This window comes from Crossiella sp. S99.2 (assembly GCF_023094165.1).
GTDB lineage: Bacteria > Actinomycetota > Actinomycetes > Mycobacteriales > Pseudonocardiaceae > Crossiella.
Genome location: NZ_JALMDK010000003.1, coordinates 18,513 through 30,426, shown reverse-complemented (window position 1 = coordinate 30,426; position 11,914 = coordinate 18,513). Strand labels below are relative to the sequence as shown.

Below are 11,914 nucleotides of genomic sequence, written 5' to 3'. Positions count from 1 at the left end.
GCTCAGAGCAGAATCGCTCGCGGAACTTCGGTCGCTGATCGTTTCGTTCCGCAGATAGAAGCGGTGCGCGGGGCGGGGCGAAGTGGCCGGCCGGAGTGAAGGCCAGCCGGGCCGGGCCGTGGCGCGGTGGAGACGGAAGCGGTGCGCCGGGAAGCCGGCAGCGGCACGCCGACCCGGAGCCAGCCGGCGCGAAGGTGGAAGCGGTGCGTGGGCTGGGCTGGTGTGGATCCGGCTGCCGGGCCGCGGCTGATGCGCTGGCCGGCAGCCGGATCCACGGTGGTTACGTCCTCGCGGTGGTTACTTCTTCGCGTTCACGAGCAGGGGCACCAGGTGTTCCAGGGCGTAGGGCATGCTCAGGACCGTGTTGAAGGAGATGGCGGCGCCGATGGGGGGTTCGTTGTAGGGGACGTACATGTCGCGCTTGTCCTGGAAGACCTTGAGGCGCTGGTAGACCGGGTCGGCCTTGACCTTCTTCTCCAGGTTGGCGTCCTCGGTGAGCCAGATCAGGCGGTCGACCTCGAACAGGTCGGGGAGGCCTTCGGAGCCGATCTCGATGATGTTCTGTTCCTTCGGGGCCTGGCGCAGGCGGTCTGGGGTTTGGAAGCCCAGGTCCAGGAGGAACGCGAGCTTGGGGTCGTGGGCGGCGAAGGCGGCGTAGACGCCGGGCTGGGCGGTGTCGGCGACCAGGGCGGTTTGCTTGGCCCACTCGGGGTGGTCGGCGCGGATCTTGGCGAAGCGGTCCTTCAGCGCGGTGATCTTGGCGTCGAGTTCCTTGTCCTTGCCCAGGGCCTTGCCGATGGTGCGGGCCATCTCCTCCCACGGCGTGGCGTAGTCGGGGTGCTTGGCCGACTGGGCCACCACGGGGATGTTGAGCTTGGTCAGGGTCTCGTACTGCTCCTTCTTGATTCCCGAGTAGCCCGCGATCACCAGGTCCGGGCGCAGCGAGGCGACCTTCTCCATGTTGATGTCGTCGCGTTCGCCGACGATGGTGGGCTCGGTGCCGGCCCACTTCTCCTTCTGCCACGGGAAAACGCCGAAGGGGCGTTCCTTGAACCAGTCCACGACGCCGACCGGCTTGACGTCCAGCGCCAGCGCCGTCTCGTGGTCGGACAGGCCCAGGGTGACCACGCGCTGGGGGCGCTTGGTGATCTCGGTGGTGCCGTACTTGTGCTCGATCTTCACCGGGAAGACGCCGTCTCCCCCGCCCTGCTCCGCCGGGGAATTCGTACCCGCCGATCCGCAGGCGCCGGCCACCAACGTGGCAGCCAGGGCGAGGGCCACGGCGGGCAGGGTTGTTCTCTTGGACATGTGCTTCCTCCCAGTAACGTGCTTAGGGAAGCCTAACCTTTGACTTGGGGTGCGCCGAGGTGGCCCCGGGCGATCAGTTCGACCGTGACCAGCACCGCGATCGCCTCCACCGCCAGTAATCCGATGAGCACAACCAGTTGGGTGGCACCGGCTGCCAGCGGGGTGGCGCCGCCGAGCAGCATGCCGACGAACGCGCCGGGCAGGGTCACCAGGCCGACCGTGCGGGTCTGGTCCAGGGCGGGCAGCAAGGCCTGGCCCGCGGTGGGGCGGCACAGTTCGAGGACCGCGTCGCGGGGTGGCAGGCCCAGGGCGAGGGCGGCTTCGTACTCGCCGTGCCGGGTGTGCCACTCGTGCCGGGCCCGCCGGCCGGCCAGGCTGGTGGCGGTCATCGCGCCGCCGATGAGGATGCCGGCGGTGGGCAGCACCGCGATCGGTTGCGGCGGCACGATTCCGGTGAGCACCAGCAGGATCAGCACCGGTAGCGCGCCGCCGGCGATGGCCAGGGCGAGCCAGCCGCTGTGCCGCAGGCCGCCGAGTCGGCGGGCCGAGGTGAGCACCGCGACCGCGCACATCACGGTGATGAACAGCGCGGTCCAGCCGGTCGAGCGCAGCACGGCCAGCAGCACCAGCGAGATCAGCGTGAGTTGCAGGACCGCGCGGGCCGCGGCGGTGAGCACCGGGCGGGCCGGGCCGAGGCCGCCGAGGCGGACCACCGCGGCGGCGGCCACGGTCAGCAGCAAGAGCACGACCGCCAGTGACGGTCCGAGGTCAACGCGCACCGGCGCAGTCTCCCGCGCCGGGTCTGATGGTCGCGGCAGGTCAGGCGATCACTCCGGGGCAGACGGCGCGCCGGGCCAGACGCTCACGGCGGGGCGAACGGTCTCGCCGGGCCGGACGGGCGCGCCGGGTCAGACCGTGAGGAAGCCCTCCGCCCACTGGTCTGAGTTGACCCGGTACTCCGCGATGTGGAAGCCGCTGGGCTCCTCCCGGAAACCGGGTAGCGCGCGCGAGCGCTCCACCCTGGCCTCGGCCTCGGTGCGGGTCGCGTAGACGCCCAGCAACTTCTCGTCCCGGCCACCGAAATGACTGGTGTGCCACAACAGGTAGACGTACATCAGTGGGTGCGTCCCCTTCCGGACGGGGGTGGCGGTCCCTGGTACGGCGGCCAGGCCACCGCGGGTGGGTAGGGTGGTGGTGTCTGCGACACCTCGGATGCGCGGCGCTCGCGCCGGCGGCGTTGCCACCACAGCAGGCCGATCACCCCGAGTGCCAGCGGCACGAAGGCGATCAGCGCGAACAGCAACCAGGATCCGAGGCCACCGTCGCCGGTGTCCTCCTCAAGTGCCGGGTTGCGTTCGCCGAGCCGGTCGATCAGCTCAGCCCGGTCGGCGCGGGCGACCAGCATCCCGTCGAGGGTGATCTCCAGCTCGTCGATCCGGCGCGGGAAGGTGTCCCAGACGACCTTGGCGATGCTCTGCGCGGTCTGTTCCGGGTCGGCGCGCCGGTCCCGCTGCTGTGCCTGGACGCGCAGCCGGAGGAGCCCAGTCGACTCGGTGGACTGGTGCGTGGAGACCTGCTCCACGCCGGCCTTCTCGATTCGCTGGCTCAGTTTCACCAGTTCGGTCAGCGCCGCACAACCGGTGATTGTGAGCGCACACAACGCCACCACCAGGCCGAGCAGCCGGCGGAAACGGCCGGGGCGCTCGGTGATCGACGGCGTGGGTGTGGACACGGCACCAGTGTTACCGGGGAAATGGCCCGGACGCTTGTGTTGGGGTCATAGGGAAAGCGGCACGAGATCGGACCGTCATCTTTCGGGCTCTCAGGCGTGCCGCAACACCGATCGGCAAAGTTTGCGTCGCGGTACGGACACGTATGGACCTTTTTCCCGCTTCCAGGACGTAAGCCTCTAGCTCTGGACGAGCCCCAGGAGGACACCCGTGCCGGTCCACGGTCTGTGCACCCCGCGTTTCGCCGGGGTGCGCGCCGAGTTCGAGCGCAATCTGGCCGAACGCGGCGAGGTGGGCGCCTCGGTGCACCTGACCGTGGACGGGGAGACCGTGGTCGACCTGTGGGGCGGGCTGGCCGATCCCGCGCAGGGCAGACGCTGGACGGACTACACCTTCACCCACGTCTGGACCGCCACCCAGGGCGCGACCGCGTTGTGCGCACACCTGCTCGCGGTGCGTGGTCAGCTCGACCTGCTCGCCCCGGTGAGCCGGTACTGGCCGGAGTTCGGCAAGGGCGGCAAGGACTCCGTGCTCGTCGGCCAGCTGCTCGACCACCAGGCCGGGTTGCCCGGGTTGCGGGAGGTGTTGCCGCGCGGGGCCTTCTACAACTGGGAGCTGATGACCGAGCGGCTGGCCGCGGCCGAACCGCTGTGGACCCCGGGCGCCCGGCACGGTTTCCACGCCTTCACCTTCGGCTTCCTCATCGGCGAACTCGTCCGGCGGATCACCGGCGGCTCCCTGGCCCAGTTCTTCGAGCGTGAACTCGCCGGGCCACTCGATCTGGACTTCTGGCTGACCCTGCCGCCGGATCTGGACGAGGCGGCCGCGCCGATGGTTCCGCAGCCGCAGTTGTCCGAGCTGATCCCCACCATGCAGCTGACCGCCATCACCGATCCCGACTCCCCTGCAGGCCGGGTGCTGCTCAACAACGGCGGCTACCTGGCCCCCGGCGAGGCCGACTCGCGGGCCGCCCGCGCGGCGGTGCTGGGCGGCACCGGCGGACTGACCAACGCGCGCGGCCTGTCCCTGCTGTACCGGCCACTCGCGGTGGGCGGCAGCGTGGACGGGTTGCGGTTGCTGGACCGGGCCGCGGTGGCACGGGCCGGGGCGGTGAGTTCAGCCGGGTCCCTGGACGCGGTGACGCTGGTGCCCAGCCGGTACTCGCTCGGGTTCAGCAAGGCTTGCGACAACCGGCATCTGCCGCCCGCGGACCGGGAGGGGGTGCTGTGGTCGGAGCAGGCGTTTGGCGCCTGCGGGATGGGCGGGGCGGTCGGCTTCGCCGATCCCGGGGCGCGGATGTCGTTCGGGTATGTGATGAACCGGCAGGGGCCGGGGCTGGGCGTGAACGAACGCGGTCAGGCGTTGATCGACGCGGCGTACCGGGGGCTGGGGTATCACCGGGTGAACGGCGGGATCTGGTTCCGCTGACCGACCCAAACCCGCAGCCAGTGCTAGCCGTTGTCGTACGGGCTGTTGGCCGAACTGACACGCGGTCTCCACGTCAGGCCAAGGCCACCGGCACGTGGCGGCCAAGCCGGGGTACGACGTCGGCGAACACGGCATGCCGGATCGGCCAGCGCTCCGGAACAGTCAGGCGTCAGCGCCTAATTCGGCCGGAATTCGGGTCTGGTCACCAGATCGACGACCTGGTCGGCAGTTAGTGGCACCCGGCCCAGGGGCTTCCCACCATGCCAGAAGATGGCTCGGGCAGGGTCGGCACGGTCGGTGGCCCGTGCGCTGGCGACAAGGTAGGACTCGGTGTTGAAGCGCTCGGCCGAGATAGTCAGGCCCGCCGTGTCCATGCCGAGGGCGCTGCGATCGGTGAGCGCCACCGCACCCTCTTGACGATCGAGGATCCGGCACACCTGCTTGTCCGGCGGCAGACAGCCTGGCGTGCCGCGAGTAAACGGCGGCGCGGCGAAACTCACCGTCACAGAGCCAAATCCACCCTCAGCGTCGCCTACCAGTGCGCCGACCTGGTAGCTGGCCGAGCCGCCCACGCGCTGCACCGACGAGGCTAGCTTCGCCACTCGGACTACCGACTCCAGTACCGCGCGGAGCCGGGCTTCCAGCCATTCCGCACGGGTGGAATCAGGAACTGGCGGCACGTCAGCCACAGCCGTGGGCCAGGGCTCAGACCAGCGACCGGCGACCGGTTCGGACACGGTGCGAGTGGGCCGATCAGCCTCGCTTCCCGGGCCGGGACCCGTACAGGCCGCCAGCACGGCGACGAGTGTAAGAGCAGTCCCGACCCGGGAGAACGACATGCCTACCTACCCTGGAAATGCGTCATGATGCTTCGTGAGACCACGGTACCGGGTTTGTTCACGTCCGGAGGCCGTAGTAGTTCGCCCGACTCAACGGCGCGGCCGCCAGCACCAAGGAAAGTGGGTGATCGAACCGGTCTTCGGTGTGATATGTCAGCAAGATCTGATTCGGAGAGGTTCCCTCCTTGCGACTGACCATCATTGTGTGATCAAGACGCCCGTCCGGGGCCGGCTGCCCTTCCGCGTTATTCCAGTCAGCCTGCAAGATATCACCAATGGACAGTTCCTCAAAATAGCGCAGAGGAGTCGCTCGACGCGATTCGTCACGAGCGAAGAAGTACAGCTCGTGCGAAATAGACCACGTGCGACTCCAGTAGTGAATCGCAGAAGATTGATAATGATACCAGTTCTTCGGATCCCTTGCCGGATATCCCGAGGATGGGTCCAGCGCAATCTCCCAACCTCCGGCACGCAAAGCTTGGGAAACAAAGTTCGCACAGTCATTGTCAAACCGTGGATATTGCGGGTTTCTTGCGTACGCCCACTGCCGGGCGTAGTTCACCATGGCGGTGTAGTCATATCCCAGTTTGGCTTGGCCGGTCGGTGGCTCGGCCGAGGTGGAACGGTCCCACAACTTCATCGACTGGTCCGTAATCGCCCGCGTGTTCAACCGCTCGCTCAGCGGTGTCGCCCGGCCCTGCGCCACATAGGTGAACGGCGAAAGCGGTCCGCCTGGCAGGTTGACGGAGTCAGCATCCAGCACCCACGCGCCGTGCTCGCGTACAACGGAGAAACGGTGACTCAGCGTGTAGTCGAGATGCTGAGGAGCCTGATCACTACTGGGATTCCGATAGTGCAGCCGGGTCTGTTCAAGCAGGGTAACGGCAGCAGCCGCCACGCCGAGGTGGTTGACGAGAACGTCGCGAACTCGCACCTCAGCGCGCTTGAAGGCGCCGCCAAGTTCGAGATATCTACTGCGCCGGGCATCCAACTCGGCAGCTTCGGCCGCGAGTCTTCCTCCTAGCAGCCGACTGACTGTTACCGAGGTCAGCCTGGCCGGGTCATTCGGTACCGCAAGCGTGCTGCTTTGCGTAACCCGGTTCGCCCGGTCAGCGAGGTAAACCGTCAGCAATCGCTGGATTTGCCCACGATCCTTTTCGGCAAGATCAACCAAGGCTGCCGCAGACCCTGCGGAGCCAACAAGAAAACCAGCAGCAAGCACCAAACTCAGCGCATGCCGCAATGGACGTCCCCGTAGGAACATAGTCCCCCCTTATTGAGTTTTCTTCCCCCTTCTCCACCTAAGGAAATGTGGCGGAGAGTTGGCGAAGACAATATTGCCGACGCCACTGCTCGCCGTACCACCATCCAGGTGATGATGACTCGCTGTTCAGATCCCGCATGTGCAGGCTGCGATCACGCGCCGGTGACGCCGTCGATGGCCTCGCGCAGGAAGTCGGCGTGGCCGTTGTGCCGGGCGTACTCGTGGATCATGTGCAGCATGATCATCCGCAGCGACACGTGCTCGCCCCAGCGCGGCTGGTAGCCGGTGACCTCCAGGGATTCCGCGGCCAGTTCGATCCGCCGGGAGTGCTCGATTTCGTTCTCCCAGGCGGCGAATGCCTCCTCCCGGGTGCAGTCGGTGGCGTCGTAGGCGGCTTGGAAGTCGAAGCTGTCCGACCACACCAGGGGGATGTCCTCGGCGTTGATGACGCGGCGGAACCAGGTGCGTTCGACCTCGGCCATATGCCGCACCAGACCCAGCAGGGACAGGGTCGAGGGTGGGGAGGATTGGCGGCGGAGGTCCTCTGTGGACAGATCCGCGCATTTCATGGCCAGGGTGGCGCGGTGGAAGTCCAGGTAGACGCGCAGGGTTTCGCGTTCGTCGCCCTGGCGGGGCGGGTCCGGACGTTCGGTGATCACGGGGGCAGGGTAACCGGCGGCGCCTGCGGGCGCCGCCGGTTTACCGCTCAGGCCGCCTTGATCAGGTCAGCGCACTTCTCGCCGATCATCATGGTGGTAATGCACGGGTTGACGGTGACCAGGAACGGCATCACCGAGCCGTCCGCCACCCGCAGGCCCTCGATCCCCTTGACCCGCAGCTGCGGATCGAGTGGGGCCTGGGTGTCACCGGGGGCGCCCATCCGGACCGTGCTGGAGGGGTGGTAGACGGTGTTGTGGGTGCGGCGGATGTAGTCGAGCAGTTGCTCGTCGGTGGTGTTGTCCGGGCCGGGGAACAGTTCCGGGCCTGCCCAGGCCGACATGGCGGGCTGGTCGACGATCTTGCGGGCCAGGCGCAGGCCGTGGTTCATCACGCGTTCGTCGTGCGGGTGGCTGAAGTAGCGTGGGTCGACCATGGGCTTGTCCCGGAAATCCCTGCTGCGCAACCTAACCGTGCCCAGGGATCGGCTGCGGGTGACGTTGGGAGTCAGGCAGAAGCCGTTCTCCGTGGTCGGGTAGCCGTGCCGCAGCGTGTTCATGTCGAAGGGCACCGAACCGTAGTGGAACATCAGGTCCGGCCGGTCGAGGCCGTCCTCGGTGGTGGTGAAGATGCCGATTTCCCACCACTGGGTGGATTTCTGGGTCATCGGCTGCTTCGCCTGCCACTGGATCACGCCCTCGGGGTGGTCCTGCAGGTTCTCCCCCACCCCCGGCGAGTCCACCAGCACGTCGATTCCGTGCCGGCGCAGGTGATCGGCCGGGCCGATGCCGGAGAGCATCAGCAGTTTCGGGGTGTCGATGGAGCCGCAGCTCACCACGACCTCCCGGCGGGCGTGTGCCTGGAGGCTGTGCTGCCCGTCCGCGGCCAGGTATTCCACGCCGGTGCACCGCTTCTGCTCGTCGATCAGCAGGCGCTTGACCCGGACTCCGGTGCGGATCTCCAGGTTGGGCCGCCGGCCGATGATCGGGTGCAGGTAGGACACCGAGGAGGAGGCGCGGACGCCTTCCTTGGTGGAGTTGATCTGGAACCAGTTGGCGCCGTTGACCACGGTGCGGCCGCTGTTGAACGGTGTGGTCGGAATCCCGGCCTGGGCACAAGCTTCCAGCAGCGCGGCGCCGCACGGGTCCTCGCCGGGCACGGTCATGATGTTGACCGGGCCGGAGCGGCCGTGGTGCTCGCCGGGGGCGTCGTTGGTCTCCAGCCGTTGGTACAGCGGGAAAACCTCGGCCGCGCTCCAGCCGGCGCAGCCCATGGACGCCCACTCGTCCAGGTCCTCCGCGGGCGCCCAGAAGGCGATGCAGGAGTTGTGCGAGGAGCAGCCGCCGAGCACCTTGGCGCGGGCGTGCCGGAGGAAGGAGTTGCCGGTGGACTGCGGTTCGACCGGGTAGTCCCAGTCATAGCCGGACTCCAGCAACGACATCCACTTGTCCAGCCGCAGGATCGCCGGATCGTCCACATCGGACGGTCCGGCCTCCAGCAGGCAGACCCGGACATCCGGGTTCTCCGAGAGCCGGGCGGCGACCACCGCACCGGCCGTGCCGCCGCCCGCGACGACGTAGTCGAACTCCTCCATCAGCGCACCTCCGGCACTGCGGCGGCCTCGGTCGGCGTGTGCGCGTGGTCGGCCAGCACCCCGCTGCGGTGGCGCTGGACGAACCAGTAGTACGCGAAGCCGACGAGCGTGACCGCCCCGACGAACAGGACCGCGCCCCACTGCAGGTACCAGTGGAACGGCGGGCTCGGGTTGTAGATGGCCTGTCGTGGCCACAACAGGTTCACCACCATGGCCGCGCCCCACAGCACGGCGACGATGTTGATCGGCAAACCCCACTTGCCAAGCCCGAAGCGGGGTTCCTGACCCTCCACTGTGTCCAGTGGCCAGCGCCCGCGCAACCGGGCGATCAGCAGTGGCACGGTGACGAGCAGGTAGGCCAGGTAGATCAGGATGATCGCGATGCTGGTGACCACCGAGAAAATCTGCGGCTGACCGATGTTGATCATCAGGAAGGCGATGCCGAAGGCGCCGATCAGCAGTGCGGGCAGCACCGGGGTCTGGAAGCGCGCGCTCACCTTGGCCAGTTTCTGGCCGCCGGGCAGGTTGTTGTCCCTGGCCATGGCGAACATCATCCGGATCGCCGCGGTGTGCACCGCCAGCACGCACACCACGATCGCGATGGCCACGGTGACCAGGAAGATCTTGCCGACCACCGGGCCGAGCACGTCCAGCACGATGTACTGCAATCCGACCGTGCCGAGTTCCGGCGCGTTGATGTCGCGCACCGCCATCAGCGCGAACAGCAACAGCAGTCCGCCGATGAGGAAGGAGGCGATCACCGCGCGCAGGATGGATTTGGGCGCGTTGCGGGTCGGGTCCACCGACTCCTCACCGAGCGAGGCCGCGGTGTCGAAGCCGTACATCACATACAGCGAGGCCAGCGAGGCGGCCAGGAATGCGCCCATGTAGCCGAGCGAGTGGCCCTCGCCGGTGCCGTGGGTTTCCAGCACCACCTCGGGTCCGCGCACCGCGAAGGCGGCCAGCACGATCACCATGATCACCGCGGCGATCAGTTCGATGAGCACGCCGGCGCTGTTGATCCGGGCCATCAGCTTGACCCCGCAGGCGTTGATCGCGGTGGTGAACACGATCAGGATGCTGGCCAGCAGCACCGCGTTGGTCGGGTTGTCCGACACCAGCTGGAAGCCGTCCCAGATCTGCGGCAAGGTGATCTGCAGGGCCAGCGCGGTGGCGGAGACCGTGGTGGCGGAGGCGGCCAGCATCAGCCAGCCGGCCAGCCAGGACACGTGCGGGTTGCTGAGCCGTTTGGCCCAGTTGTAGATCGAGCCCGCGATCGGGTAGCGCGCGGCCAGTTCGGCGAAGCAGAGCGCCACCATGAGCTGGCCGGCGAAGACCATCGGCCAGGACCACCAGTAGGACGGGCCGCCCTGGGCGAAACCCAGGTAGAACAGTTGGAACGTGCCGGTCAGGATGGAGATGTAGCTGATCCCGGCGGCGAAGGTGTGGAAGTTTCCGAGTGTGCGCTTCAGTTCCTGGCGGTAGCCGAACTCCTGCAGTTCAGCATCGTCGGAGCGGACGGTCGTCATGGCAACCTCCGGGCGTGGTGGGAAGCGGGGATGCGGGCATGGGCCTCCGGTCATTCACCAGGGCAGGGTCACTCGCCGGAGAACCACTTCTGTGGCGCCGGCCGAAGGTTGTGCCAGATGTGCTTGGGCTCGCGGTACTCGCTGAGTCCGCTCGGGCCTAGTTCGCGGCCGATGCCGGACCGCTTGAAACCACCCCATTCCGCCTGCGGCAGATACGGGTGGTAGTCGTTGATCCAGATGGTGCCGTGCCGCAGTCGCGCGGCCACCCGCTCGGCCCGGCCCGCGTCACCGGTCCACACCGCGCCGGCCAGGCCGTAGTCGGTGTCGTTGCCGATCCGGATCGCGTCTTCCTCGTCGGTGAAGGTCTCCACCGTGAGCACCGGACCGAAGGATTCCTCGCGCAGCACCGACATCCCGGAGGTGCAACCGTCCAAAATGGTCGGTGGGTAGTAGTAGCCGTCGGCCAGCGCCGGGTCCTCCGGACGTTTGCCGCCGCAGCGCAGCACCGCGCCCTCGGCGATCCCGGCGGCCACGTAGGCCTCGACCTTGTCCCGGTGCGCGGCGGAGATCAGCGGGCCGGTCTCGGCGCGTTCGTCGAACGGCCCGCCGAGGCGGATCTTGTTCGCCCGTTCGACCAGGGCGTCCACGAACCGGTCGTGCCACTGCTCCTGGATGATCAGGCGCGCACCGGCGGAACAGACCTGGCCGGAGTGCAGGAAGATCGCGGTGAGCGCGTAGTCCAGCGCGGTGTCGAAATCGCTGTCGGCGAAGACGATGTTCGGGTTCTTGCCGCCCAGTTCCAGCGCGACCTTCTTGACCGTGCCCGCGGCGGTGGCCATGATCCGCTGCCCGGTGGACAGGCCACCGGTGAAGGACACCAGGTCCACATCGGGGTGTTCGGCCAGCGGCGCGCCCGCCTCGGGGCCCGCGCCGAGGATGAGGTTGCCCGCGCCGTGCGGCAGTCCGGCCTCCACCAGCAGGCGCATCAGGATGATCGCGGTGCTGGGGGTCAGCTCGCTGGGCTTGAGCACGAAGGTGTTGCCCGCGACCAGCGCCGGGGCCACCTTCCACGCGGTCTGCAGCAGCGGGTAGTTCCACGGGGTGATCAGCCCGCACACGCCGACCGGCTCGTAGACGACCTTGCTGGTGGCGTCCGGGTTGCCGGTGTCGACCACCCGGCCCGCCTCGCCCGCGCCGATCGAGCCGTAGTACCGGAAGGTGTTGGTGACGTCGTCGATGTCGTACTCGGCCTCGACCAAACGTTTTCCGGTGTCCATGGACTCGGCGCGGGCCAGCGCCACCTTGTCCCGTTGCAGCAGATCGGCCACCCGGAGCAGCAGCCGAGCGCGTTCGGCGGCCGGGGTGCGCGGCCAGGGGCCGGTGTCGAAGGCGGTGCGCGCGGCCTGGATGGCCAGCTCGGTGTCCGCGCGGCTCGCCTCGGCCACGGTGGCCACGACCGAGCCGTCCGCGGGGCACCGGATCTCCCGCCGGCCCCCCTGTTGGGAGTCCAGCCATCTGCCGCCGATGAACAGCTCGGCCATACAACCTCCTAGAGATGTCTGGCC

At 68.0% G+C, this 11,914-nt stretch carries 11 protein-coding genes; 1 reads left to right on the top strand and 10 read right to left on the bottom strand.

The genetic code is table 11. The features are described from left to right. Positions 1–297 precede the first annotated feature (297 nt). The 4 genes from MZC64_RS11410 to MZC64_RS11395 all read right to left on the bottom strand — a co-directional run bounded on the left by MZC64_RS11410 (position 298) and on the right by MZC64_RS11395 (position 3,040). The gene (locus tag MZC64_RS11410) at positions 298–1,308 is read right to left on the bottom strand and encodes an iron-siderophore ABC transporter substrate-binding protein (protein ID WP_247757392.1); all 1,011 of its coding nucleotides are present in this window, start codon (positions 1,306–1,308) and stop codon (positions 298–300) included. A 32-nt stretch (positions 1,309–1,340) separates the two neighbouring features. After that, on the bottom strand, positions 1,341–2,087 hold the full coding sequence (locus MZC64_RS11405; protein WP_247757393.1) for an ABC transporter permease: 747 nt from the start codon (positions 2,085–2,087) through the stop codon (positions 1,341–1,343). A gap of 129 nt (positions 2,088–2,216) precedes the next feature. Beyond that, positions 2,217–2,423 carry a hypothetical protein gene (locus tag MZC64_RS11400; RefSeq protein WP_247757394.1) on the bottom strand — a complete coding sequence of 69 codons (207 nt, stop codon included), beginning with the start codon at positions 2,421–2,423 and terminating at the stop codon, positions 2,217–2,219. Next, the gene (locus tag MZC64_RS11395; protein WP_247757395.1) at positions 2,423–3,040 is read right to left on the bottom strand and encodes a hypothetical protein; all 618 of its coding nucleotides are present in this window, start codon (positions 3,038–3,040) and stop codon (positions 2,423–2,425) included. Before MZC64_RS11395 ends, MZC64_RS11400 begins: the two co-directional genes overlap by 1 nt. A gap of 208 nt (positions 3,041–3,248) precedes the next feature. Here MZC64_RS11395 and MZC64_RS11390 point away from each other — a divergent pair, with 208 nt between their 5' ends. Next, the gene (locus MZC64_RS11390) at positions 3,249–4,466 is read left to right on the top strand and encodes a serine hydrolase domain-containing protein (RefSeq protein WP_247757396.1); all 1,218 of its coding nucleotides are present in this window, start codon (positions 3,249–3,251) and stop codon (positions 4,464–4,466) included. A 176-nt stretch (positions 4,467–4,642) separates the two neighbouring features. Here MZC64_RS11390 and MZC64_RS11385 read toward each other — a convergent pair whose 3' ends face one another. The 6 genes from MZC64_RS11385 to MZC64_RS11360 all read right to left on the bottom strand — a co-directional run bounded on the left by MZC64_RS11385 (position 4,643) and on the right by MZC64_RS11360 (position 11,890). After that, positions 4,643–5,047: a hypothetical protein gene (locus MZC64_RS11385; protein ID WP_247757397.1), complete on the bottom strand. Its 405-nt coding sequence runs from the start codon at positions 5,045–5,047 to the stop codon at positions 4,643–4,645. Between the two features lie 316 nt (positions 5,048–5,363). Next, entirely contained in the window at positions 5,364–6,548 is a 1,185-nt protein-coding gene (locus MZC64_RS11380) for an amidase domain-containing protein (RefSeq protein WP_247757398.1), read from the bottom strand. Positions 6,549–6,721: 173 nt separating this feature from the next. Continuing rightward, positions 6,722–7,228 (bottom strand): DinB family protein, encoded by a 507-nt coding sequence (locus tag MZC64_RS11375; protein ID WP_247757399.1) that lies wholly within the window; start codon positions 7,226–7,228, stop codon positions 6,722–6,724. A gap of 47 nt (positions 7,229–7,275) precedes the next feature. Then, entirely contained in the window at positions 7,276–8,823 is a 1,548-nt protein-coding gene (locus MZC64_RS11370; protein WP_247757452.1) for a GMC family oxidoreductase, read from the bottom strand. After that, on the bottom strand, positions 8,820–10,349 hold the full coding sequence (locus MZC64_RS11365) for an APC family permease (RefSeq protein ID WP_247757400.1): 1,530 nt from the start codon (positions 10,347–10,349) through the stop codon (positions 8,820–8,822). The genes MZC64_RS11370 and MZC64_RS11365 overlap by 4 nt, the downstream gene beginning before the upstream one ends. 68 nt (positions 10,350–10,417) lie before the next feature. After that, the gene (locus tag MZC64_RS11360; protein ID WP_247757401.1) at positions 10,418–11,890 is read right to left on the bottom strand and encodes an aldehyde dehydrogenase family protein; all 1,473 of its coding nucleotides are present in this window, start codon (positions 11,888–11,890) and stop codon (positions 10,418–10,420) included. Between the last annotated feature and the right edge of the window lie 24 nt (positions 11,891–11,914).